Source organism: Streptomyces sp. NPDC087440 (genome assembly GCF_044744005.1).
Lineage (GTDB): Bacteria > Actinomycetota > Actinomycetes > Streptomycetales > Streptomycetaceae > Streptomyces.
On record NZ_JBIUXN010000002.1, the window covers coordinates 245,447 to 269,235 of the forward strand.

Sequence of the window (23,789 nt, forward strand, 5' to 3'; positions counted from 1 at the left end):
CACCGGTGCGCCGGGCTCAGCCGAACACCCGCACGTCCGCCGTGTCGTAGCCCGGCAGGTCGCCGCGCCCCTGCTCGACGCTGCCCGGGACGACGACGGCCGGGGAGGGGCGGCGCAGCAGGACGACGCCCCGGGACTCGTACGCGACGACGTATCCGGCCTTCCGGAGCAGCAGCAGCCGGTCCTTCTGCGCCTGTGCGTCGGGGAACGGGAACGCCTTCTTCGTCGTGTCCAGCAGCACCCATTCCGCATGGCGCGGCAGGACGTCCAGGATCATCACCCGGGTGCGCCGGGTCAGGCGCGGGGCGAGATTGTTGTCGGCCTCGACGGTCACTCCGTCGGGTATTTTCCGTACGGCCGTGAGTGCGGCCTCCTGATGGGCGTCACGCTGCCAGTGGCTGGGCAGCACGATGTGCCAGGAACCGGATATCAGCACGCCGAAGAGGGTGATTCCGGCGGCGAACACCGCAGCGCCTTTTGCCGCTCTCTCCGCCCTTCTCCGCTCCCACCGGCGGGCGATCCTCCCCGTCGTCTCGACCGACGCGGCGACCAGGATCGGCCAGACGAAAGCACCGTAGTGGTGCAGGGCCTGCCAGTGGTTCCCGTTGTCCGAGAAGAGCCGCTCGGCGAGCAGCGGCAGCGCGCACAGGGTGAGCGCGGAACGCAGCGGCAGGAAGAGCAGCGACCCGAAGGTCCACAGCAGGAGCAGCGCCTTCGCCGACGGGGTGAGCGCCGCCCGCAGGGTGTCCAGGGGATGCAGGACCACATGCACGAGGGCCTCGCTCGCGCTCGCGCCCAGCTCGCTGTACTGCCAGTAGAACTGTGCGTCCCCGCCCATCCACGGCACGAACAGGACGATCGCCGCCAGCGAGGCGAACGGTCCGAGCACCAGCAGCACCCCGCCCGTCCGCACCCCGCGCCGGTCCCCGGCCCGCCGCGACCGCAGCGCGAGCACCGCGCCGAAGATCCCGACGGACAGCCCGAGGTCCTCCTTCGTCAGGCACAGCAGCAGGGCGACCACCACCGCCTGCCCGTACGCCCGTGCCCTCGCCCGCTCGAAGAGGAGCAGGAACAGCGGTACGGCGAAGGCGACTTCGTGGAATCCGGCACGGCTCGCGTAGAGGAGGGCGGCCCCGCATCCGTACACCAGGCAGAAGGCGAGGGTGAGGCGGGACAGGGCGCGAGGGGCGAGTGCGGAGCCGCATTCCCTGCGGACCAGACGCGCCACGACCGGCACGCCCGCGCCGAACAGCAGGGACTGTACGAGGAGGAGTGTGCGGGGGTCGTCCCACACCCAGTAGAAGGGGGCGGCGAGCGCGAGTATCGGCGAGAAGTGATCCCCCAGCAGGGAGAATTCGGGGGGGAATCCGTGGTGCACGCTCTTGATGAGTGAGCGGGGCAGTTCGAAACGGGAATAGGCCCTTATTCCCTGGTCGAACAACCCCAGGTCGAATCCGCCGAGTTGGAGCTGCCGGAAGCGCTGGAGGCCGATCAGCAGGCAGACGACGGCACAGGCGGCGGCGACGGCCGCGACCCGTATTCGCTCCCGCTGCCGCCCGGCGGGCACCGCCTCGTCGGGGCGCACCGAAGGGCGGAGTGTGAACGTGGTCAAGGTGCGGTCCCATGATCGCGCGGTGGCAGGAGAAGCCGATTCTTCCCCATGCGCCTCAGGGATGTCCTGACCTTTCGCGCCGATGCGCGGGACCTGGGACGCACCGGGCGGGCGCGGCCGTCAGTTCAGCAGGAGCGCCGCCTGCCAGGACAGTTCGCCGTGCGGGGCCCGGGGGGCCCGCGCATGGTGCAGGGCGAGGGCCGCGCCCGCCGCGCCGTCGAGGAACCCCGGGCGGTGCACGGGTGTGCCCTCGCCCGGGGCCGCCGCGGGCCAGAGGTAGGGGTGCGCCGGGTCGGCCGCGGCGGCGAGGGCGTCCGTCAGGCGGGGGAGGAGCGGGGTCAGTTCGCCGCCGCCGGGCTCCTGGGACATGAGGGTGACGATCGTGGTGAGCCCGGCCAGACCGTGGCAGAGGGTGGGGTCCGGGAAGTCGTCGCGCGCGCAGGCGGCGGCGACCGAGGCCACCGCCTCCTCGTTCCAGCGCGGTTCCTTCAGCGCCAGCGACGCCAGTTGGAGGGCGCGGGCGACTCCCGGGGTCCCGTAGCACCAGCCGGTACGGGCCTCGGCCAGCACGGGAGCGGAACCCGACGCGGCCGCCAGCTCCGCGTCCAGCGGCACGATGTTGGGCCAGCCGGTGCCCGACGGGCTGCGGCGGGCGAGCAGCCACTCGGCGACGGTACGGATCGCCTGCTCCTGGCCGGGCACCCGCACCCCCGCCCGGTGCGCGAGGGAGAGCAGGGCGAGCGGGCCGGGGACGCCGTGCGCGAGGCCGACGTTGAAGTGCCCGCCGGGGACCCCTTCGGGTTCGCTGAACAGGACCGGGTCGGCGGTCCACCAGCCGGGCACCTTCTCGCCGCCCGGCGCGGTGACCGGGCGGGTGAGCGCGACGAGGTGGGCCAGTACGCGTTCGGTGGTCCCCCGGTGGCCGGGCCCCGCCGCCAGGAGGAGCCTGCCGAGCCCGGACAGGCCCGCCACCACGTCGTACCCGAGCATGTGGGCCCCGGCGGTCCCCGCCGCCACCCGGTCGGTGTCCTCCGCGACCAGCCGGAGGGCGAGCCGGGCGACCTCGCCGTCCAGTCTGGTGAGCAGGGATGCGTACTCGCCGGGGCGGGTGACGGCCGTACGGGCGGCGAACGCGACGGCGGGCAGCCCCGCGTACAGACCCTCGCGGGCGGGGCGCCGCACCGAGGTGACCGCCGCCTTCAGATGGGCGTGCGCGGCCTGCGCGTGGCCGGGGTCGGTGTGCGCGAGCGCCGCGAAGAGCAGCGCGACTCCGGCGTGGCCGTCCGCGAGGGACTGGGGGTGCCACAGGGACCGGGTCTCGGCCGTCCCGGCGGTCTGTGCGGCGGTGACCTGCGCGGCGAGGGCGGCCGGGTCGGCGAGGCGGGTGGCGAGCAGGGAGACGTGGGTGTCGGTCATGCGGGGTTCCCTTCTCGGCGGGCCTGCGCCCGCTCGCGGTCGAGCTGTGCCTGCACGGCGCCCCGGACCACCGCCAGGGTCTGCGCCTCGGCCGTGCGGTTCGTGCCGAGACGCCGGTTGCAGTGCATGTGCAGGAGGGAGGCGAGCACCGCGTCCGGGGACACGGACAGCTCGCCCCGGCCCTCGGCGGCCCGGACGCGGCCCCCGAAGCGCTCGGCCGCCGCTTCGTGGGCGTCGTCCGCGTGAGGAGGTGCCGCAAGGAGCGCCAGTGCCTCCTTCCTGCGTGCCGCGAACGCCGTGTGGTGCCGCTCCCGCTTGGGGTGGACGCGGGTGAACCAGCGCCGCCAGTCCCCGCCGTACCCCCGGTGGAAGGCCGAGGTCAGGGCGGCCACGTCGAGTGCGGTGGACAGGACGCGGTCGTCCGCCGGGGTGCGCAGGCGTTCCAGTACGAGTCGGCTGTCCGCGTGGAAGACCTCCTCGGCCGCGCTCAGCAGGGCCGGGCCGCCGTAGCGTTCGGTCTCGGGGGCGTAGCTGTCGAGCCGCAGCCCCCGGGCGAGCCCCGCCGTCCCCAACTCCGCGGCCAGGTCGTGGAGTCGGGGCAGCAGGACACCGTTGAGCAGGGCCGCGTCGCCGTGCAGCCGCAGCCGCAGATGCGGGTCCGGGTCGGCGTACCGGATGAAGAACCACCGGTCGACGCCGCCCGGCCCGGCGGGCAGCGCGGTGAGGAAGCGGGCCAGCGGACCGGCCAGCAGCTCGTCCTGGCGCTCGGCGGAGGCGTACAGCGTCGCGTACAGCCAGGGCCCCCCGGGCGGGATCTCGCCGGTGCCGCGCCGGGCGGCCACCGGCGGCGGGGTGCGCCGGGCACGTACGGCGTCCGAGGGCCGGGGGAGAGGTGTCAGGGTCACGACGGCCTCCGCCTCGTGGGCGCCCTGCGGACCGTGCAGCCAGCCGCCGTCGGGGTCCTGGCCGCACGGCGGTTCGTGCACCACGGCCACCTTCTTCCGCTCGCACTCGCGGCGCAGGATCTCGCGGTGGGCGGGGACGGTGAGGTTGAGCGGGATGCGGTGGTCGCCGAGGACGAGCTGTACGTGGTCGGGCACGTCCCACAGCTCCCGCCACGCCTCCAGCGACGGGCCGTCCGACTCCAGCCGCCAGCGGGCGGGGGCGAGCACGGTCCGGCCGACGCGCACGGCGGGCAGGAACGGCAGGTCCTCCGCCGCACCCCACTCCCACAGTCGCCACTGCCGGTGGCCGAACGCCGCGGCCTCGACGAGGAAGCGCACCGTGTTCGGTGCGGTCAGCTCCCGGTTGAGCACGTGCAGCGCCGATGGGGCCAGCTCGCGGCCCAGCGAGACCGACCAGATGCCGAAGCCCTCGGAGTCCGCGCAGACGGTCAGGTCGTCCAGACCGAGGTCGGTCGTGCCCGGCACGGCGGGCCCGGGGTGCACGCCGACGACCAGACGTCCGTCCAGCCAGGTCGGCACCTGGGCGACGTTGGCGTGCCGGTGCTGGGACGCCTGGTGGTGGACCTGTACCGGCAGCCGCCCGGTGTCCTCGCGGGCGGCGCGCACGGTCTGCCGCATCGCCTCGGTCTGCGCGGCGTCGAAGAGGTGGGCGAACCGGCCCATGAGGCCGCCGGAGGCGGTGGCCGCGCCGTTCACCACGAGGGTGAAGTCGCCCCGGTCCAGGTCGGCGGCCGAGGCGGCGGCGACCTGCACGACGAGTTCGAGCGCGGGCGGGCGCACGCCCGCCGCCGCGTCGTCCCCGTCCCCGGGCGTGCCGCGGTCGGCCGCTTCGAGCCTGCTCAGCATCCGTTCGTCCAGTACGACCTCGCGCGCGCCCCGGGCCTGCGCCTCGGCGGCCAGCCCGAGCAGCAGCCGCTGCCGTACGGCCCCCAGGGGTGCGGGTGCCGGGGCGGGGCGGTGGCTGGGCGGCAGCCGGTAGCCGGCCGGGGCGCCCAGCCCGATGTCGGGGTCGAGCAGCTCCTTCACGGGGACGTGGCGTCCGAGACCGTACCGCTCGACGAAGTCCCGGTGGTACGCGGTGAGCCGGCCCCGGCCCGGGAGCGCGAGGCGCCACAGGGCGGTGGCGGCGTGCTCCAGCTCGCGGGCCACCTCGCGGGACAGCTCGACGGTGCCCTCCAGGCGCAGATCCACCTGCACGGCGTGCCCGCCGGTGTCCCCGGCGGTCTCCAGCACCTCGCGCCAGGCGCCGTGCCCCTCCCCGAGCGGTGTACGGACGTAGGCGTCGAGGCTCGCGCGCAGTGCGGCGGTGCGCCGCGCGGCCGGGCCGTCGGCGGGCAGCAGCGCCTCGACGTGGGCCAGCGGATCGGGTGCGTCCAGCGGCGGGTGCAGCGGGGTGAGCAGCACCCCGGCGCCGATGAGCCGGCCGACGAGGCGGGCCACGGCCCCCTCGGGCGCCGTGGGGAAGAGCCCCTCGGTCCGCCGGATCAGCTCCTCGCACGGCACGGGCCGGGCGGCGGCCTCCCGCAGGGCCTGCACCACGGCGGTGTGGCGCAGGGTGCGGGAGGTGGGGGGACTCCCGCCGGGCGGGGCGGCACCCGGGCCGGGGTCGGCGGGCGCGAAGGGCAGGACCAGCCGGTCACCGCGTACGAAGCACAGGCTGTTGGCCACAACGGTCAGCCGCCGGTGGATCTCCGGGTCGCGTTCCCACGCGGTGACGAGCCGGGCCAGCAGACCCGCGTCGAGGCGGGCGGCCCGGTGCCCGCCGCCGGTGAGTTCGCCCTTGGTCGCGGCGCCGAAGGAGCCCCACAGGACGCCCGCGAGCAGTCCGAAGGGGGTGGGCCGGGACGCGGCCCTGAGCAGGTAGCGGGTCACCGCCCGATGGGCCTTGCGCAGGTCGGAGGCGCTGAGCGGAGCCCCGGCGAGCAGGGCTTCGACGGTGCGGGCGAGCGAGGGGCTGGAGACCTCCAGGGCTTCCCGGAAGCGGGTGTCGGCGACCAGCTCCAGGAGCTGGGAGCGGAGTTCGCCGGGGGAGTCCTGCCAGGTGGCGCGGGCTCTGCGGCGGGCCAGGAGCGGTGTCCTGATCAGCACGCCGTCCGCGCAGCGGAACACCGGTTCAGTGCTTCGGCCATGCGGTGTCGGCACCGTTCCCCCTTTACTAAAGACTTACTAATGCCGGAAGGAATGCATACGGGAATCCCCGGCCTTCAGGAATGGCGTCACCATACCCAGTACACCCCCCACCCGGAACCCCTTGACCTTGCGCGCCGGCCGCCCATAGATTCCGAACCAGTCGCTCAACCGGAGCGATTCGATCGGTTTAGCAGGTTCCATTGGAGGGAATTCGTATGCCCGAAAGCACGAGTCAGGACCTCTTCGACATCGACCTCACCGAGACCTCCATCCAGGACGTCGCCCAGGACGGGTCGGCGCTCGCGATCTCCGGCGAGGAGTCCTGTTTCCGCACGTGCACGACCTGCTCGCTGTGCTGACGGCAGCCGCCTGAGGGCCGGTTCCGGCGGCACTCGGGCCGCCGGAACCGGCCCGGTGGTGCGTCCTTTCCCGAGGCCCCGAAGGGGCGATCCCGTAAAAGCGCCGCATAAGTGCAATATAAGCGCCGGGTAAGTCTCGCGTGAACACCGGCGGAAATCCTTAAGCCCTTCCGATGTGAAGTACCGGAATCGAGTGAGGGTATTCGCAGCCTTCTCCGGCGGCATGGCGACCCGCTATTGGTGTTACCGTCCGGTATTCCGTCGGTAAGGCGATCCGGACCCTTCGCATCCGACGCCGCGAAAGACAATTGCCCTCCGCGCCACTTTCCCGACGGATTCGGGCCACCTCGCGCCCGCCGCCGCGCCGGTCCCGGCACCCGGCCGGGCCCAAGATCGCGGGCACGGGTATTTTGGGGGCCCTGTCCGGCGCGTGGTGAGGGTCGTCGTGGTCGTTGTCTTCGTGCTGGTCCTGCTTCTGCTGCTGGGCGCGGTGCACTGGTACGTCTGGAAGCGCCTGGTCCGCGACACCGCGCCGCCGGGTGCGCGGGGGCGGCGCATCCGCCGCACCGGCGCGGCGGCCCTCGCGGTCCTCCCGCTGCTCTCCGTCTCCGCCTTCGTCTCCGGGCGCGTCGGCCTGCCCTTCTGGCTCCAGCAGACCCTGGCCTGGCCGGGCTACCTGTGGCTGGCGGTCCTCCTCTACCTGACGCTGGCCCTCCTGGCGACGGAGGCGGTGCGCCCCTTCCTGCTCCGCCGCACCCGGCGGGCCCCCGACCCGGAGACGGCCCCGGCCACCCCGGCCCCGGCGGAGCCCGTCCCGGCCGCCGCCACCCCGGCGGAGCCCGTCCCGGCCACCCCGGCCCCGGCGGAGCCCGTCCCCGCCGCCCCGGTCCCGGTGGAGCCCACCGCGCCCCCGACCCGCCGCCTCTTCGTGTCCCGCACCCTCGCCGCCACCGCGTCGGCCGCCGCCCTGGGCGCCGTCGCGTACGGCACCCACTCCGTCCTCCAGGGCCCCCGCATCACCCACGTCACCGTCCCCCTGCGCAACCTCCCCCGCGCCGCCCACCACTTCCGCATCGCCGTCGTCAGCGACATCCACCTCGGCCCGATCCTGGGCCGCGCCCACACCCAGCGCATCGTCGACGCGATCAACTCCACCCAGCCCGACCTGATCGCCGTCGTCGGCGACCTGGTCGACGGCACCGTCGAGGACCTCGGCCCCGCCGCCGAACCCCTGCGCCAACTCCGCGCCCGGCACGGCCAGTTCTTCGTCACCGGCAACCACGAGTACTACGCGGGCGTCACCCCCTGGCTCACCCACGTCCGCGAACTCGGCCTGCACCCCCTGGAGAACGCCCGCGTCGAGATCGCGGGCTTCGACCTCGCCGGGGTCAACGACGTCGGCGGCGAAGCCTTCGGCCAGGGCCCGGACTTCGGGCGCGCCCTCGGCGACCGCGACCGCTCCCGCGCCTCCGTCCTCCTCGCCCACCAGCCCGTCCAGATCCACGAGGCGGTACGCCACGCGGTGGGCCTCCAGCTCTCCGGCCACACCCACGGCGGCCAGCTCTGGCCCGGCAACCTCGTCGCCGCCCTGGCCAACCCCACCGTCGCGGGCCTGGAGAAGTACGGCGACACCCAGCTCTACGTCACCCGGGGCGCGGGCGCCTGGGGACCCCCGGTCCGGGTCGGCGCCCGCTCCGACATCACGGTCGTCCGCCTCGCCTCCCCCGACGCCTGAGCACCGGACCCCCGGATTTCCCGCACTCCCCGCACTTTCCGAACGCCCGACTCCGTACATGCCCCGACACGACGAGTTGTCCCGTATCTGTGACCACTTGCGAAAAATTCGCCCCTTCCGTCACTCAAATTCGTGTGATTAGGTGAAGGAATCGTGGGGTAGGGCATGGTGGGTTTCTGCCTGCCCCTGGGTGGGGGTAGTGCGAGGAGAGCAAGACAATGCGGTTGATGGGTTCCGTGCGCCTGCGTGTCGGGGCGACGGTCGTGGTCGTTGCAGCCGCGGCGGTCGGGGGATGGATGATCCTCCCCTCGGACGACGACCAGGGTCCCGCGATCAGGATCGGCACGACGGACGCGACGTCGTCGCTGGACCCGGCCTACGCGTACGACGCCGGTTCCTGGGCCCTCTACAGCAACGTCTTCCAGTCGCTGCTCACCCTCAAGACCGGCTCGGTGACGCCGACTCCGGACGCGGCCAAGAGCTGCGGATTCGTCGCGGGCAAGCTGACGACGTACCAGTGCGAGCTGAGGACCGACCTCACCTTCTCCAACGGCAAGCAGATCACCCCGGCGGACGTGAAGTTCAGCTTCGACCGCATCCTGCGCAACGAGATGGACATCGGCCCGCGTTCGCTGCTCGCCACGCTGAAGTCGGTGACGGTGGACGGGCAGAAGATCTCGTTCAACCTGCTGTCCGGCGACTCCACCTTCCCCTTCAAGATCGCCTCCGGTGCCGGGTCCATCGTGGACAGCACCAAGTACGCGCTGACCACGGAGCGCAAGGGCTCTGCCGTCGACGGCTCGGGACCGTACACGATGGCGGAGTTCACCAGCGGCGAGATCGCCCGGCTTCGCCCCAACCCCGCCTACAAGGGGGCGGTGGCCAAGTCCGGCCGCCCGGTCGACGTGCAGTACTACGAGAAGTCGACGGACCTCCAGAACGCCTGGGAGGCCAAGGAGATCGACCTCACCTACCGCCAGCTCCCGCCGGCGATGCTCGCCCAGCTCAAGCCGGGCGAGGCCAACGTGCGCATCAGTGAGGCCGACGCCACCGAGACCCGCAACATGGTCTTCAACGTGCGCAAGGCGTCGCCGTTCCAGGACGTGAACGTGCGCCGGGCCGTCGCCCAGCTCATCGACCGGCCCAAGCTGGCGCAGGACGTCTTCCACAACACGGTCGAGCCGCTGTACGACGCCATCCCCAAGGGCATCATCGGCCACAGCACCCCCTTCTTCGACGTCGCCTCCAAGCCGAGCGTGAAGAAGGCGAAGGCGGCGCTGGAGGAGGCGGGCGTGCAGACCCCGGTCGCCTTCACGCTCGGCTACTACTCCAGCGACTCGTCCGAGGCCGAGGCCGAGGAGCTGAAGAAGCAGTTGCAGCAGGGCGGCCTGTTCTCGGTCAAGCTGGTGAAGAAGGCCAACTGGAAGGTGTTCCAGAAGGACTACAAGGCCGCCAAGTTCGATGCGTACAACGTCGGTTGGGTCGCCGACTTCCCGGACCCGGACAACTACAGCCAGCCCCTCGTCGGCAAGGACAACTCCAACGCGAGCGCCTACGAGAACGCCGAGATCGAGCGGCTGATCACCAAGACGCAGTCCGTCTCCGACCGGGGCGCCACGGTCGAGGACTTCAAGAAGATGCACACGATCGTCGCCAAGGACGTCCCGCTGGTCCCGCTCTGGCAGACCAAGGACTACATCCTCAGCAACGGCAAGGTCGGCGGGGCCGAGTACCTGTCCGACGGCACGGGCGTCTGGCGCCTGTGGGAGCTGAACTGGCTGTAGCGGCCGCTGCGTTACGAAGAGGGCCCCGGCCCCCGGTGATGTTCACCGGGGGTCGGGGCCCTTCTCGTACGGCCGGAGATCAGTAGCGGCGCGTGATCAGCGCACGCTTCACTTCCTGGATCGCCTTCGTGACCTCGATGCCGCGCGGGCACGCGTCCGTGCAGTTGAACGTGGTGCGGCAACGCCACACGCCGTCCTTGTCGTTGAGGATTTCGAGGCGCTGCTCGCCACCCTCGTCACGGCTGTCGAAGATGAAGCGGTGCGCGTTGACGATCGCCGCCGGGCCGAAGTACTGGCCGTCGTTCCAGAACACCGGGCACGAGGACGTGCACGCGGCGCACAGGATGCACTTGGTGGTGTCGTCGAAGCGCTCGCGGTCCTCGGCGGACTGCAGGCGCTCGCGGGTCGGCTCGTTGCCCTTGGTGATCAGGAAGGGCATCACGTCGCGGTAGGCCTGGAAGAACGGGTCCATGTCCACGACCAGGTCCTTGAGGACCGTCAGGCCCTTGATGGCCTCGACCGTGATCGGCTTGTGCGGGTTGATGTCCTTGATCAGCGTCTTGCAGGCGAGCCTGTTCTTGCCGTTGATCCGCATGGCGTCCGAACCGCAGATGCCGTGCGCGCAGGAGCGGCGGAAGGTGAGCGTGCCGTCCTGGTCCCACTTGATCTTGTGAAGGGCGTCGAGGACCCGCTCCTTGGGGTCCATCTCCACCTCGAAGTCCTGCCACTCCGCGTCCTCGGAGATCTCCGGGTTGAAGCGGCGGATGCGGAAGGTGACCGTGATGTACGGAGAGTCGGCGAAGCCCGCCTCGGGCTTGCCCGCGGCCTCCGCCTTGTCCATCGTCGGGGTAGCCATCAGTACTTACGCTCCATCGGCTGGTAGCGGGTCTGGACGACCGGCTTGTAGTCGAGCCGGATCGACTCGGTGCCGTCGGCCGCGACCTCGCGGTACGCCATGGTGTGGCGCATGAAGTTGACGTCGTCGCGGGTGGGGAAGTCCTCGCGGTAGTGACCGCCGCGGGACTCCTTGCGCGCCAGGGCCGAGACGGCCATGACCTCGGCCAGGTCGAGCAGGTTGCCCAGCTCGATGGCCTCCAGGAGGTCGGTGTTGAAGCGCTTGCCCTTGTCCTGGATGGACACGTTCAGGTAGCGCTCGCGCAGCTCGGCGATCTTCTCGACGGCCGTCTTGATCGTCTGCTCGGTGCGGAACACCATGACATTGGCGTCCATGGTCTCCTGCAGCTCCGTGCGGAGCGCGGCCACGCGCTCGGTGCCGGTGGAGTTGCGCAGCCGCTCGACCTGGTCGACGACGAGCTGGGCCGGGTTCTCCGGCAGCTCGACGAACTCGCTCCGGTGGCTGTACTCGGCGGCCGCGATGCCCGCACGACGCCCGAAGACGTTGATGTCGAGCAGCGAGTTCGTGCCGAGACGGTTGGCGCCGTGCACCGAGACGCAGGCGACCTCACCGGCGGCGTACAGGCCCGGGACGACGGTGGTGTTGTCCCGCAGGACCTCACCCTCGACGTTGGTCGGGATGCCGCCCATGGCGTAGTGCGCGGTCGGCTGGATCGGGATCGGGTCCGTGTACGGCTCGATGCCCAGGTACGTCCGCGCGAACTCGGTGATGTCCGGGAGCTTGGCGTCGAGCTGCTCCGGCGGGAGGTGCGTGAGGTCGAGGTAGACGTGGTCGCCCTCGGGACCGCAGCCGCGGCCCTCACGGATCTCCGTGTAGATGGAGCGGGACACGACGTCACGGGACGCGAGGTCCTTCATGACCGGCGCGTACTTCTCCATGAAGCGCTCGCCGTCCTTGTTGCGGAGGATGCCGCCCTCACCGCGGGCGCCCTCCGTCAGCAGGATGCCCATGCGCCAGATGCCCGTCGGGTGGAACTGGAAGAACTCCATGTCCTCCAGCGGCAGCCCGCGGCGGTAGCACGCGGCCTGGCCGTCACCGGTCAGGGTGTGCGCGTTGGAGGTCACCTTGAAGAACTTGCCGGTGCCGCCCGAGGCGTAGATGACCGACTTGGCCTGGAAGACGTGGATCTCGCCGGTGGCCAGCTCGTACGCGATGACACCCGCGGACTTCTTGACCCCGTCCTCCTCCACGATGAGCTGATCGAGGACGTAGAACTCGTTGAAGAACTCCACACCCTCCTTGATGCAGTTCTGGTAGAGGGTCTGGAGGATCATGTGGCCGGTGCGGTCGCCCGAGTAGCAGGCCCGGCGGACGGGGGCCTCGCCGTGGTTGCGGGAGTGACCGCCGAACCGGCGCTGGTCGATCTCGCCCGCGGGCGTACGGCCGAACGGCAGGCCCATCTTCTCCAGGTCGAGGACCGCGTCGATGGCCTCCTTCGCCAGGATCTCGGCGGCGTCCTGGTCGACCAGGTAGTCGCCGCCCTTGATCGTGTCGAAGGTGTGCCACTCCCAGTTGTCCTCCTCCACGTTCGCCAGCGCGGCGGCCATGCCGCCCTGCGCGGCACCCGTGTGGGAACGCGTCGGGTAGAGCTTCGTCAGGACGGCGGTGCGGCTGCGCTTGGTCGACTCGATGGCCGCGCGCATGCCCGCGCCACCGGCGCCGACGATGACGGTGTCGTACTTGTGAATCTTCATCTTGATTGCCTCAGCCCCGGGCCTAGCGGATGTTCGGGTCGAAGGTGAAGATCACCAGCGTGCCCAGAAGGACGGTGAACACCGTGGCGGTGTACAGCAGGTTCTTCAGCCAGAAGCGCGTGGTCGGCTTCTCCGCGTAGTCGTTGATGACGGTACGCAGGCCGTTGGCGCCGTGCAGCATCGCCAGCCACAGCATGACGAGGTCCCAGGCCTGCCAGAACGGCGAGGCCCAGCGGCCGGCCACGAAGGCGAAGCCGATCTTGGAGACGCCGCCGTCGAGCACCAGCTGGATCAGCAGGTGGCCGAGGACGAGGACGACGAGCACGATGCCCGACAGGCGCATGAACAGCCAGCCGTACAGCTCGAAGTTCGTGCGGGTCGTACGCGGGGTCTTCGAGGTGCGCTTGCGCGGGGGCTCGATGACGGGTGCCGGGTGGTCGGCGTCGTACAGGCTCACGCCCTCGACGGGGCCGACGCCTGCGGAAGAGGTCTCAGCGGACATGTTCTGACTCAGCTCCCGAAGACTTCGCGTACGGCGTGGCCGAGGACGGGGGCGAGCGCCATGACCATCAGCACGATCCAGACGCCCAGCACGGTCCAGAGCATCTGCTTCTGGTAGCGGGGGCCCTTGGACCAGAAGTCCACGGCGATGACCCGAAGGCCGTTCAGCGCGTGGAACAGGATGGCGGCGACAAGGCCGTACTCAAGGCAAGCCACGAGCGGGGTCTTGTAGGTGGCCACGACATCGTCGTACGCCTCGGGAGAGACGCGGACGAGAGCGGTGTCGAGGACGTGTACGAACAGGAAGAAGAAGATGAGGACGCCGGTGACTCGATGAGCCACCCATGACCACATGCCTTCCCGGCCGCGATACAGCGTTCCAGCCGGCACGGAAATACCCTCCGGGAGCGGGGATTGGGGTCGGCCGGCTTGGTTTGTCGGTCAGACCCGGCCGGGTACGGTCCACCGGCCCCGGTCATCGTAGCGACGAGTTGTCGGTTCCCTCGCCCGGGGGCCTCCGGTGTGATCAAACAGGCAGTCAAACGGCCACGGACGGGCTATCGGGACCGGCCGCCGCCCCGTCGTGCCCGACCTGTGCCTCCTGTACGGTCCGGGCGAGCCGCCCGCGGGCCAGCCGCCGGAGCTCGTCGGCGGCCACCGCCCGCTCCTCGTCCCGCTCGTTGCCCAGCCGGAAGCGGATTCCGGCCAGCACCTGGTCGAGCTGCTCGCCCGGCGCCCAGCCGTCCAGGCAGATCACGAAGGCGTGCCCGAAGCGGCTCTCGTACGCCGCGTGCGCGGCCCGCAGCGCGGTGATCGCGGCGGGCGGCGTGTCGGCGGCCGGACGGGCCGGGACCTCGCAGGCCAGGGCGTCGGCGATCTCCGCGACGGACAGGTCGTAGGAGGCTTCGTCGGCGGCGGCGAGGAGGGCGTCCAGATCGGGGTAGGGGCGGTGTGCGGCCAGCCGCTGGGCCCACCGGCGGCTGCGGCAGCAGGTGAGCAGCGCGGCCTCGGCCGTGTGCGCGGGGGCCGTGTTGAACCGTTCCAGGGGTGACAGATGTGCCGGGCCGCCACGGCCGCTCGTTGTAAGGAAGACGGAGGGGTGCAGCGTGACTCCTTGAGGCGGGCGGCGGCCGACGGCGGCTGGCCTGATCGGTCCGGATCGGGTCCTGTGGCGGGGGGCGGTAAACGCTAGCGAGGACAGTAAGGAAGTGTCCGACGAATGCGCGAATTTCATCCGAACGGGAGGGTTTATGCGCGCGCGGTAGACGTTTCAGGCCCCGGAGGCTCGTACTTTCGGGGTGGTTGGGTGCGATATGTGGCACAAGTGAAAGTTGGGCACGGATGAGCAATTCCCGAGAGCCGCAGGAACCGGAGTCACGCGCGCACGGTACGGGCGCGCACCGGGCCGGTGCACACCGCGCCGTGCGCCGGGCGCCGCGCGGTGCGCTGGTGACCGGGGCGGTCGTGACGATCGCCGTGGCGACGACGGTCACCGTCGCCGCCTGGCCGCAGTCGCCGGAGCGGGCCGAGAAGTCTCCCGCCGCGTCCGGCACGACCACCCCGAAGACGGTGGAGGCCGACGCCAAGCCGCCCGCCCCGCCGACCCCGGCCGCTTCCCCCACCCGCCCGGTGAGCGGCCCGCCCCGCACCATCCCCTTCGTACGGAACGTGCAGGCGGCCCGGGGCACCGGCTGGCGGCCCGCCGCCACCACCCGGGTCGTCGTGGCCGCGGGCAGCGAGAAGGCCCTGGCCGACGAGGGCAGGCTGCTCGCGGGAGAGCTGAAGAAGCCGTACACGCAGGGCGTCGCCGCCCGGCCCGGCGACGTCGAGCTGGCGATGCCCGCCGGGGGGTCGCCGGGCGCGCCCGAGTCGTACACCGTGACTACCTCCGGCGGGACGGTCCGCATCACCGGCGGCGACGAGGCGGGCGTCTTCTACGGCACCCGTACCCTCAAGCAGGCCGTGCGCTCCGGCGGCGGGCTCGCGGAGGGCGTGCTGAAGGACGCCCCGGCCAAGCCCAGGCGCGGGTTCGCGCTGGACACCGCCCGCAAGCACTTCGACGCGGCGTGGATCGAGGACCGCATCCGCGAGATGGGCGACCTCAAGCTGAACGAGTTCGGCCTGCACTTCTCCGACGACCAGGGCTTCCGCATCGAGTCCACCTCGCACCCCGAGATCGTCTCCCGGGACCGCCTCACCAAGGCCGAGGTCCGCCGCATCGTCGCCCTCGCCGCCTCCCGGCACATCCGGGTGATCCCCGAGATCGACTCGCCGGGGCACCTGGGCGCGGTCATCGCGGCCCACCCCGAGCTCCAGCTGCGCAGCACCTCCGGGAAGGCCTCGCGGGGCGCGGTCGACATCGCGAACCCCAAGGCGGCGAAGATCGTCGACGAGCTGCTGGCCGAGTACGCAGACCTCTTCCCCGGCGCGTACTGGCACCTGGGCGGCGACGAGTACCGGGCGCTGACCGTCTCCGACCCGGAGGCGACGTATCCGCAGCTCACCCGGGCCGCGCGGGCCAAGCACGGCCCCCGGGCCCGGGTCCAGGACCTGGCCACGAGCTGGCTGAACGACCGGGCGGCGGCGGTGCAGAAGAAGGGCAAGTCGGACATCCGGGCGTGGAACGACGGCTACTTCGAGGGCGGGATCGTCGACGCCCCGAAGTCCCGCGAGGTCGCGTACTGGACGGGCAAGGAGATCGGCGCCCGCAAGCCCCTGGAGTATCTCCAGGAGGGCCGCAAGGTCCTGAACGTCAACGACGAGTACCTCTACTACGTGCTCGGCGAGCCCAACACCTTCAGCTACCCGACCGGCCGCCGCATCTACGACGAGTGGACCCCGCGCGTCCTGCGCCACAGCGACACCGTCCCGGCCCGCTACGACGCGCAGATCACCGGCGGGCAGCTCGCGGTCTGGTGCGACTTCCACAACGCGCAGACGCAGGCACAGGTCGCCAGGGGCGTCCGGCTGCCGCTGCGGGCGGTCGCCCAGAAGCTCTGGGACCCGAGGAAGCCGTCGCTGGACTGGGAGGGCTTCAAGGGGCTGGCGGGGGAGGTGGGGTAGTCCGGATCGCGGCCTTCCGCTCGTCGCGGACGCCCCGGAAGCTGTCGCCGCCGTCCTCGCGGTCCGCTTCGTACGGAAGCCGACCCGCATGCAGGACGCCAGGGCGGGAAGCGGGATTCCGGTCGGATGCGGGATGTGATTCAGGCCGCAGTCCCGCTCCGATGGCCATGACCCCCCGTCATGTGGGCACAATGTGCCAGGACTGTGGTGGATACGTGCGCAACTGGCCGTTCCGGCAAAGTCCGGGTGAGGCTTGAGCCTCTTGAGGTCAACGCGTGGGGGGAGTGGGAAACATGGGTTTCTGGGGTTACTTCGTCGTAGGGAAGAACGCCGGGCCGCTCTCGGAACTGGATGCATTGGCCGAGGTCAGACAGGATCTGGCGCTCTACGACGAGCGCGTGGGCGGCTGGCAGGTCTGGGAGCGTCCGAGCGAGCCCGAGGTCGGGGACATGGGCGCGCTGGCGCGCGGAGTGTGCCGGGACACCGGGGCGCCGGCGCTGTTCGCCTTTGTGATGGGCAGCGACTGCGTGGTCATCGAGGCGGCGTCGCCCGAGGGCGGTTCGTGGTTCGCATGCCTGGGCCGGGAGGCGATGGCCGAGTACCTGAAGGCGGACGGGCTGCTCCTGGAGGACCTGTTCCTGTCGGCGGAGGACGCCGCCGAGAAGGCCGTGGCCTGGGCCGCGGAAGCGGGGAAGACCGTCGAACTGGAGCCGCTGACCACGGTCCTGAAGGCGGAGGCCGACCCACTGGCCGAGGAACTCTTCGGGTACTTCCTGGACGTACTGGGGCTCGAACGCCGGCAGTGACGTTCCGCCACGCGTGACGCGTGACGCGTCGAGTGGTGCGACATGTGAAGCGACATGTGAAGCGACATGTGAGGTGACGTTTCCTCACCAGGGGTCCGCCCTCCACCGCTGCCGAGCGGCGGAGGGCGGACCCCTGCGCGTGGAAGCCGCCGGTGTGACGCAATGCGTCCCCCGCACGCAGAAGGAAGCAGAGGGTCCGTGCCGGACGGGCCGAGGAGGACGCGTGAGCCTGCCGACGGTCGAACTGACCGACCGGATCTCCCGTGCCGACGAACGCGCACTCGCCGTCAGCGCGCTCGCCTGCCTGGACCGCTGCCTGCCGCTCCTGGAGTACGTGGACGGGGTCGCCGTCGACGCGGACGCCGCCCTGCGCCCGCTCTGGGAGGCCGCCGAGGGCGGCGAGGAGTGGCTCGGCCGTCTCCGCCAGGCGGCGGCCCTCGTCGTACGGGCCGTGACGCAGGCGGAGTCCGCGCCGGTGACGCACGCGGAGTCGGCGCCGGTGGAGGTGCTGCGCCGGGCGGCCGCCGTGCCGCGCGTGTATGCGGCGGACGAGCTGCGGACCTGGGCCGGGGAGTGCTCGGCGGCGGCCCTGGCCGTGCACCGGCACTTGGACGGCGACCGCGACGGCGGACCGCTGGCCACCGGTGAACTGCGCCGCCAGGAACGCCTGCTGGACCTGCTCGCCGGGGACGGCGACGGGCTGCGGGCGGCCTTCGTCCAGTCGACGGAGGGCAAGCGGGTCCTGCGGGCGGCGGCGGCACGCAGGGCGCGGCGGGGCTGAACCCGTCCCGCGCGATGGCCGGAAGGGCGACCGGAGTCGCCACCCCCCACAGGAGTGACCCCGGCCGCCAATCCGTACGGGCTGTGCGACGAGCCCGTACCCCCTACTGCGCCGCCGGTGCGTTTTCTGTCACACCTCGGTAAGTCAGCAGGTCGTTGCAGGTTGTACAAGTCATGGACTTATCGCCCGTCGGCGTCGTAGCGTGCACATTCGCGCTGGGGCGGGTGCAAGTGGTGCACGTGGTGCACGCGGTGCAGCCCGGGGGACCGGCACCACTGGGGACAGCCAGCATCGACTGGGGACAGGTTGAGATAGTGCTGGGGGACGACGCGGAGCTGACCGCCGCGGTGCTCGCGGCACAGGACGGGAACGAGCAGGCGTTCCGGACTGTGTACCGCGCCGTGCATCCACGGCTGTTGGGCTACATACGCACACTGGTCGGCGAACCGGACGCGGAGGACGTCGCGTCCGAGGCCTGGCTCCAGATAGCCCGTGACCTGGACCGTTTCCACGGGGACGCGGACCGGTTCCGGGGCTGGGCCGCGCGCATCGGGCGCAACCGGGCGCTCGACCACATCCGGATGCGGGGCCGCCGCCCCGCCGTGGGCGGCGACGACACCGAACTCGCCGACGAGCCCGCCGCCTCCGACACGGCGGGCGAGGCGATGGAGTCCCTCACCACCGACCGCACCATGGCGCTCATCGCGCAGCTCCCGCAGGACCAGGCGGAGGCCGTCGTGCTGCGCGTGGTCGTCGGCCTGGACGCGAAGAGCGCCGCGAAGACGCTGGGCAAGCGGCCGGGCGCCGTCCGCACGGCCGCCCACCGGGGCCTCAAGCGGCTGGCCGAGCTGCTGGGCGGCGCGGGCGAGGAACCCGGCTGGGGCGACGGTCCGGCGGACGGGCTGCTGGACGTGGTCCCGCCGCAGCGCGACAGGCGGCACGCGGGGGCCGCGGAGGCGGCGGGTGTCGGGGCGATGGTGCAGGGCCCGGGTGTGACGCATTCACACGCGCGGACGCAGAGGAAAACGTGATGGCCGACGAGCGCTACGAGTGGCTTGACGAAGCGGCGGCGGAACGACTGCTGCGCGGCGAGCCGGACGAGAACGCGTCGCACGCGGGCGCGGGGGAGCAGCCCGGCGGGCGGTCGGGCGACGGTTCCGCTTCCGCCGCTTCCGCCGCTTCCGGTACTGGTGCTTCCTCCGGTACGGGGAAGACTTCCGCCGGTTCGGGTGCGGCCCCTTCCGGTGCGGGGGCGGCGGAACTCGCGGCCGCGCTGGACGGCTTGCGCTCCGGGGCGGGCGTTTCGGGCTCCGCTCCGGGCTCCGCTTCGGGCAGCGGCTCCGGCACGGGTTCCGCCTCCGGCACGGGCTCCCCTTCCGTTACGGGCCCCGGTGCACGGGAGCTGCCGGGGGAGGCGGCCGCGCTGGCGGCGTTCCGGCAGTCGCGGTGTGTGGTCTCCGCCCGGCGGCGCGCCCGGTGGGGGCGGCCGCTGCGGCTGGGCCTGGTCACGGTGGTGGCGGCGGGCGCCCTGGGCGGGGTCGCGGTGGCCGCGGGCACGGGAGTGCTGCCCGGCCCCTTCCTGTTCGGGCACGCGGAACCCGATCCCGCCTCCTCGGTATCGGTGGCGAGCCCCGACTCCGAGGAGCACGAGATCGATCCGGAATCCATCGAGAGCCGCCAACCGGAACGCTCGTCCCCACCTGAGCAACCCACCGGCGGCACCCCTTCACCCCCCGCCGGAGGCGCCTCGTCGGGCGGAAAGCAGACCGGCGGGGGCGGCACAGGCCAGGACCGCGACGGCTCCTCCGACCCCGCGGACGGCTCGCAGGACACCAGCCGCGACACCGCGTCCGGAGGGTCGGCCTCCGACCCCTCGGGCGATCAGGAACCCGATACCTCCCAGGGGTCGGGCGACAAGGGAAATGCGGCCAAGGGGTGGCAGCAGCGCACCGTGAAGGCGTGCCGCGACTACCGGGCCGACCGGATTCCGGACCACATGAAGCAGTACCTGGAGACCCAGGCCAAGGGCTCCGACGGCATCAGCCGCTTCTGCGACCGCATCCTCGGCGGCAAGAACGACGGCAAGGGCGACGGCGCCGCTCCTCCGCTGCCGGGCGGTGACGGCAACCAGGGCCCCGGCAACGGAAACGGCAACGGAAACGGAACCGGCTCCGGAGGCGGAAGCGGAACCGGCGGCAAGGGCGAGAGCGAGGACAACGGGGGCCGGGGCAACAGCTCCTGGGGCGGCAAGGGCAACCACCGCACCGGCGCGAAGAACGCGAACCGCGCCCCCGCGAGCGCCCCCGCGAGCGGCCTCACCCCGGCCCGCCGCACGGCGTCCACAGCCTCCGCGGACCGTCCGCTCTCCCCGGTGTGACGTTTTCCGGACCGGTGACGCTGTAGGGAATGTGCCGACTGGTCATCGGCCGCGCACGAGCCGGGGTTCCCCCCGTACCTGCGGCTCTGCGCACCTGGCGCGGGCGGGATTCGTTCCCCCGATCCCGTCCGCGCCTCTTTCCGTCCGTGTGCGTACGGACGCACGGATGTACGGACGTGCGTGCGGGCCTGTGTTGACAGGCCCCGACCCGACGACCTGTAATGAGCGGCGTGCAGCGCGGTCCCGGCCACAGAGCAGTGGGCAGGCCGGTGACCGAGCCAGCACCTTTCCCGCAAAGGGCCAACGCGATGAGCCGAGACTCCGCACCCTTCCGCAGCACCTGACACCCGACGAGCGCCTGACGCCGTTCGGTGTCCGCGTTCGTACCCGTTCGTACCCGTTCGTCCTGCCTTCTCCTCCGCGCCGCCGCACGAGCGTGCCCGTCGACCGGGCCGGGCCTGCCGCGGAGACACCCACACCTGTTTCAGGAGATGTCGACACCGCATGAGCTTCAACCACTGGGTCATCGAAGAGTTCCGCGCCCACGGCGGACAGGTGGGCGGCCCCTTCGAGGGCGGTGACCTGCTCCTCCTCACCACCACCGGCGCGAAGTCCGGCACCCCGCACACCGTCCCGCTCGGCTACGCCCGCACCGAGGACGGCGAACTCCTCGTCACCGGCTCGAACCTGGGCGCCGACGCCCACCCCGCCTGGTACCACAACCTCCTCGCCCACCCCGCCGTCGAGGTGGAGGTCGGCACCACGTCCTTCGCCGCGGTCGCCGTCCCGGCCGAGGGTGCGCGCCGCGACCGTCTCTTCGCGAGGATCGTGCGTACGTCCTCCGGGTACGCCGACTACCAGGCGCAGACCACCCGCACCCTCCCCGTGGTCGTCCTCCAGCGCACCGAGTACGGCCCCGAGGGCGGCGACGGCCCGCACCCGGCCCGCACTGTCGGGGACAAACTCCTGGAGATCCACGGGTGGCTGCGCGGCCAGCTCGCCCGTGTCCGCGCCGACGCCGAGGCCCACTTCGCCGAGGCCGCCGGTGCCCCGGGCGCGCCGACCCTGCCCGGCCTCGGCCTCCAGATCCGCCAGCACTGCCTGGCCTTCTGCGAGACCCTCGACTTCCACCACCGCAGCGAGGACGCGGCGGTCTTCCCGCAGATCGAGCACCATCACCCGCACCTGGCGGACGCGCTCGCCCGACTGCGGGAGGAGCACCGGAAGGTGGCGGCGCTGAAGTCCGCGATCGCCTCCCTGGTGGCCGAGTTCAGGACCGCCGACCCGGCCGTCTTCCTCACCGAACTCACCCGTATGTCCGCGGAGTTGACCGCCCACATGGACTACGAGGAGTCGGTGGTCCTGCCCCTCCTGTCCGGCATCCCGCTCCCGCCGCCGCCCCCGGCTACCGCCTAGCCGGAACGTCCGCCTCGGCGAACTGGGCGACGTACGCGTCCAGTTCGCCGCCCGCGCCCCCGCTCCCCGCCCACCCCAGGTACCCGTCCGGCCGTACGAGGAAGAGTCCGTCCCCGTACGCCGCCGGCCCCGGGACGCGCACGGTGCGCAGCCATTCCCGCTGGTGCGGGGCCGGGTCCTGCTCCGCCGCCGCCCCCACGGCCACCAGCGTGAAGTGCGGTCCCCGGTAGGCGTCGAACAGCCGCTCGCCGCCCGCGAGCAGGGCGTCCGGCGCGCGGTCGCCCGCCACCAGCACCCCGGCGGCACCGGCCGACAGTGGTCCGCCCCGGTAGCCGAGCCCCAACTGCTGGGTGGCCGCGCCGCGTTGCTGCTCCCCGCGGTGCACCTTCGTGCTGAGGCCGAGCATGTGCCCCGCGACGGGGCGCCGCTCCTGCTCGTACGTGTCGAGGAGGGCGGGATCGGCCCCGTACCGCAGCACCTGACCGAGCTTCCACCCGAGGTTGTACGCGTCCTGCACGGAGGTGTTGAGCCCCTGGCCGCCCGCCGGGGAGTGGACGTGAGCGGCGTCCCCGGCGAGGAAGACGCGCCCGTCGCAAAAGCGCTCGGCGAGGGCGGCACGCGGGCGGAAGTCGGAGGTCCAGAGCACATCGGTGACGTCCTCCGGATTCAAGTGGCTCCGTACGCCGACGAGTTGACGCACCCCGTCGGGCGAGGCGTCGGGCGTGGCGCTCTCGTCCGCGTACTGCGCCATCAGCTGGAAGTCGTCCGTGCCGGGCAGTGGGCACAGCGCGAGGAGGCCGTCCTTCGACTGCGGGAAGAAGTGCCAGTTGTCACGGTCGAGGGCCTCGGGGCGGACGCGGACGTCGGCGACGAGCATGGGGGCGGGGTCGACGGTCTCGCCGTCCATGCGGATGCCGAGCGCGCCGCGTACGGTGCTGCGACCGCCGTCGGCGGCGACCAGATAGGCGGCGCGGATGCGGCGGCCGTCGTGGAGGCGGACGGTGACCCCGTCGTCGTCCTGTGCCAACTCGGCCACGGCGGAGTCGAATTGGACCTCGCCGCCCAGCTCCGCGAGCCGCGCGTGCAGGATCTCCTGCGTCCGCCACTGGGGGATCATCCGGGGCCGCCCCGCGTACGGCTCGGCCTCGGTGCGCTCGGTCGGCTCGAACATGTCGTACGGGCCGAGACGGGAGCCGTCCGCGTTCCAGGCCATGCCGACGGGGGCGGGACCGCTCGCCGCGAGGACGGCCCCGACGACCCCGAGGTCGTCGAAGACCTCCAGGGTGCGCGGCTGGAGGCCCTTGCCGCGCGACCCCGGGAAGAGGCGGCCGGCACGCTCGACGACCAGGGCGTCGACCCCGCGCCGGGCGAGGTCGCAGGCGAGGGCGAGGCCGGTGGGACCGGCGCCGACGATCAGCACGGAGGTCTCGGCCTCGGCGCACCCGGAGGTTTCCTTAACGCTGTTAAGTTCCATGTTCGCCAGCGTGCGCTTAACACTGTTAAATTGTCAAGGTGGCTACGACGAAACTGGACCGGAAACTGGTCGCCGAGACGGCCCTGCGCCTGCTGAACGACGTGGGCCTGGAGGGCCTGACCCTGCGCCTCATCGCCAAGGAACTGGACGTCAAGGCCCCCGCCCTCTACTGGCACTTCACGAACAAGCAGGCGCTGCTCGACGAGATGGCCACCGAGATGCTGCGCCGCATGACCGCCGACTTCATGGGCCACACGGACGGCCTGACCTGGGACGAAGCCCTGTCCCTCGCCATGCGCGGCCTACGCACCCACCTGCTGCGCTACCGCGACGGCGCGAAGGTCTACAGCGGCACGCACTTCACGGACCTGACGTACGCGGCCCCGATGGAGGCCCACCTGCGCGCCCTGGTCGCCGGGGGCTTCACCCCTGCCGGGGCGGCCCGGGCCTGGTTCACGGCGTACGGCTACACCATCGGCTACGTCATCGAGGAACAGTCGATGGGCCCGCTCCCGGGGGCGGACTCGGGCGGCTACGACCTCGCCGCGCGCGGGGAACGGCTTGCGCAGTACCCGCTGGCGGCCCAGTCGGGCCCGGTGATCTTCGCAGGCGCGGACGAGGGCTTCGAGCTGGGGCTGCGGGCGGTGGTGGCGGGCATCGGGGCGGTCCTGCGGTAGGGCGAGAGCCACGCGGGTGCCGAAGTCAGGGGGCATCGGCATGGAGCCGTCCGTCGATCAGCTCCTCGACGGCGACCCCGAGC

Annotated in this window: 19 protein-coding genes; 10 read left to right on the forward strand and 9 right to left on the reverse strand. The window is 72.1% G+C overall.

From position 1 onward, the window contains the following. Window positions 1-16: 16 nt before the first annotated feature. The 3 genes from ACIO3O_RS05810 to ACIO3O_RS05820 form a co-directional block, all read right to left on the reverse strand. The gene (locus tag ACIO3O_RS05810; protein ID WP_401742383.1) at window positions 17-1,612 is read right to left on the reverse strand and encodes a DUF2079 domain-containing protein; all 1,596 of its coding nucleotides are present in this window, start codon (window positions 1,610-1,612) and stop codon (window positions 17-19) included. A 120-nt stretch (window positions 1,613-1,732) separates the two neighbouring features. Next, entirely contained in the window at window positions 1,733-3,028 is a 1,296-nt protein-coding gene (locus ACIO3O_RS05815) for a lanthionine synthetase C family protein (protein WP_401742386.1), read from the reverse strand. Next, the gene (locus ACIO3O_RS05820) at window positions 3,025-6,135 is read right to left on the reverse strand and encodes a lantibiotic dehydratase (RefSeq protein ID WP_401742388.1); all 3,111 of its coding nucleotides are present in this window, start codon (window positions 6,133-6,135) and stop codon (window positions 3,025-3,027) included. Before ACIO3O_RS05820 ends, ACIO3O_RS05815 begins: the two co-directional genes overlap by 4 nt. Window positions 6,136-6,338: 203 nt before the next feature. On the opposite strand from ACIO3O_RS05820, the gene ACIO3O_RS05825 reads away from it, so the two are divergent. From ACIO3O_RS05825 to ACIO3O_RS05835, 3 genes are all read left to right on the forward strand, one after another. Continuing rightward, the gene (locus ACIO3O_RS05825) at window positions 6,339-6,482 is read left to right on the forward strand and encodes a hypothetical protein (protein WP_401742391.1); all 144 of its coding nucleotides are present in this window, start codon (window positions 6,339-6,341) and stop codon (window positions 6,480-6,482) included. A gap of 445 nt (window positions 6,483-6,927) precedes the next feature. After that, window positions 6,928-8,217, forward strand: a complete 1,290-nt coding sequence (locus ACIO3O_RS05830) for a metallophosphoesterase (RefSeq protein WP_401742393.1) — start codon at window positions 6,928-6,930, stop codon at window positions 8,215-8,217. Window positions 8,218-8,444: 227 nt separating this feature from the next. Beyond that, window positions 8,445-10,001, forward strand: coding sequence for an ABC transporter substrate-binding protein (locus ACIO3O_RS05835; RefSeq protein ID WP_401742396.1), 1,557 nt, complete (start codon window positions 8,445-8,447; stop codon window positions 9,999-10,001). 79 nt (window positions 10,002-10,080) lie between these two features. On the opposite strand, the gene ACIO3O_RS05840 is transcribed toward ACIO3O_RS05835, so the two are convergent. From ACIO3O_RS05840 to ACIO3O_RS05860, 5 genes are all read right to left on the reverse strand, one after another. Further along, entirely contained in the window at window positions 10,081-10,857 is a 777-nt protein-coding gene (locus tag ACIO3O_RS05840) for a succinate dehydrogenase iron-sulfur subunit (protein ID WP_401742398.1), read from the reverse strand. Continuing rightward, window positions 10,857-12,611, reverse strand: a complete 1,755-nt coding sequence (gene sdhA / locus ACIO3O_RS05845) for a succinate dehydrogenase flavoprotein subunit (RefSeq protein ID WP_401742401.1) — start codon at window positions 12,609-12,611, stop codon at window positions 10,857-10,859. Before sdhA ends, ACIO3O_RS05840 begins: the two co-directional genes overlap by 1 nt. A 22-nt stretch (window positions 12,612-12,633) precedes the next feature. Beyond that, window positions 12,634-13,113: a succinate dehydrogenase hydrophobic membrane anchor subunit gene (locus tag ACIO3O_RS05850; RefSeq protein ID WP_401742404.1), complete on the reverse strand. Its 480-nt coding sequence runs from the start codon at window positions 13,111-13,113 to the stop codon at window positions 12,634-12,636. A gap of 8 nt (window positions 13,114-13,121) precedes the next feature. Then, window positions 13,122-13,502, reverse strand: coding sequence for a succinate dehydrogenase, cytochrome b556 subunit (gene sdhC, locus ACIO3O_RS05855; RefSeq protein ID WP_401742407.1), 381 nt, complete (start codon window positions 13,500-13,502; stop codon window positions 13,122-13,124). Between the two features lie 148 nt (window positions 13,503-13,650). Then, the gene (locus ACIO3O_RS05860) at window positions 13,651-14,262 is read right to left on the reverse strand and encodes a 2-oxo-4-hydroxy-4-carboxy-5-ureidoimidazoline decarboxylase (protein ID WP_401743379.1); all 612 of its coding nucleotides are present in this window, start codon (window positions 14,260-14,262) and stop codon (window positions 13,651-13,653) included. 191 nt (window positions 14,263-14,453) lie between these two features. On the opposite strand from ACIO3O_RS05860, the gene ACIO3O_RS05865 reads away from it, so the two are divergent. The 6 genes from ACIO3O_RS05865 (at window position 14,454) to ACIO3O_RS05890 (ending at window position 21,555) form a co-directional block, all read left to right on the forward strand. Then, complete coding sequence (locus tag ACIO3O_RS05865) at window positions 14,454-16,175, forward strand: glycoside hydrolase family 20 protein (protein ID WP_401742409.1); 1,722 nt, start codon at window positions 14,454-14,456, stop codon at window positions 16,173-16,175. Window positions 16,176-16,468: 293 nt separating this feature from the next. Next, complete coding sequence (locus tag ACIO3O_RS05870; protein WP_401742411.1) at window positions 16,469-16,981, forward strand: hypothetical protein; 513 nt, start codon at window positions 16,469-16,471, stop codon at window positions 16,979-16,981. A 229-nt stretch (window positions 16,982-17,210) separates the two neighbouring features. Then, window positions 17,211-17,762, forward strand: a complete 552-nt coding sequence (locus ACIO3O_RS05875) for a hypothetical protein (protein ID WP_401743381.1) — start codon at window positions 17,211-17,213, stop codon at window positions 17,760-17,762. Window positions 17,763-18,076: 314 nt separating this feature from the next. Next, window positions 18,077-18,793, forward strand: a complete 717-nt coding sequence (locus tag ACIO3O_RS05880; protein WP_401742414.1) for an RNA polymerase sigma factor — start codon at window positions 18,077-18,079, stop codon at window positions 18,791-18,793. Continuing rightward, window positions 18,793-20,139, forward strand: coding sequence for a hypothetical protein (locus tag ACIO3O_RS05885; protein ID WP_401742417.1), 1,347 nt, complete (start codon window positions 18,793-18,795; stop codon window positions 20,137-20,139). The genes ACIO3O_RS05880 and ACIO3O_RS05885 overlap by 1 nt, the downstream gene beginning before the upstream one ends. Before the next feature lie 504 nt (window positions 20,140-20,643). Then, entirely contained in the window at window positions 20,644-21,555 is a 912-nt protein-coding gene (locus ACIO3O_RS05890; RefSeq protein ID WP_401742418.1) for a nitroreductase/quinone reductase family protein, read from the forward strand. Here ACIO3O_RS05890 and ACIO3O_RS05895 read toward each other — a convergent pair. After that, complete coding sequence (locus tag ACIO3O_RS05895; RefSeq protein ID WP_401742420.1) at window positions 21,545-23,029, reverse strand: FAD-dependent monooxygenase; 1,485 nt, start codon at window positions 23,027-23,029, stop codon at window positions 21,545-21,547. The genes ACIO3O_RS05890 and ACIO3O_RS05895 overlap by 11 nt on opposite strands. Window positions 23,030-23,058: 29 nt before the next feature. On the opposite strand from ACIO3O_RS05895, the gene ACIO3O_RS05900 reads away from it, so the two are divergent. Next, entirely contained in the window at window positions 23,059-23,706 is a 648-nt protein-coding gene (locus ACIO3O_RS05900; protein ID WP_401743383.1) for a TetR/AcrR family transcriptional regulator C-terminal domain-containing protein, read from the forward strand. Window positions 23,707-23,789: the final 83 nt, after the last annotated feature.

Coding starts and splice junctions, on each gene's coding strand:
- ACIO3O_RS05815 (WP_401742386.1), bottom strand. CDS start 3,028: ATGACCGACACCCACGTCTCCCTGCTCGCCACCCGCCTCGCCGACCCG.
- ACIO3O_RS05825 (WP_401742391.1), top strand. CDS start 6,339: ATGCCCGAAAGCACGAGTCAGGACCTCTTCGACATCGACCTCACCGAG.
- ACIO3O_RS05835 (WP_401742396.1), top strand. CDS start 8,445: ATGGGTTCCGTGCGCCTGCGTGTCGGGGCGACGGTCGTGGTCGTTGCA.
- ACIO3O_RS05840 (WP_401742398.1), bottom strand. CDS start 10,857: ATGGCTACCCCGACGATGGACAAGGCGGAGGCCGCGGGCAAGCCCGAG.
- sdhA (WP_401742401.1), bottom strand. CDS start 12,611: ATGAAGATTCACAAGTACGACACCGTCATCGTCGGCGCCGGTGGCGCG.
- ACIO3O_RS05850 (WP_401742404.1), bottom strand. CDS start 13,113: ATGTCCGCTGAGACCTCTTCCGCAGGCGTCGGCCCCGTCGAGGGCGTG.
- ACIO3O_RS05865 (WP_401742409.1), top strand. CDS start 14,454: ATGAGCAATTCCCGAGAGCCGCAGGAACCGGAGTCACGCGCGCACGGT.
- ACIO3O_RS05870 (WP_401742411.1), top strand. CDS start 16,469: ATGGGTTTCTGGGGTTACTTCGTCGTAGGGAAGAACGCCGGGCCGCTC.
- ACIO3O_RS05885 (WP_401742417.1), top strand. CDS start 18,793: ATGGCCGACGAGCGCTACGAGTGGCTTGACGAAGCGGCGGCGGAACGA.
- ACIO3O_RS05890 (WP_401742418.1), top strand. CDS start 20,644: ATGAGCTTCAACCACTGGGTCATCGAAGAGTTCCGCGCCCACGGCGGA.
- ACIO3O_RS05895 (WP_401742420.1), bottom strand. CDS start 23,029: ATGGAACTTAACAGCGTTAAGGAAACCTCCGGGTGCGCCGAGGCCGAG.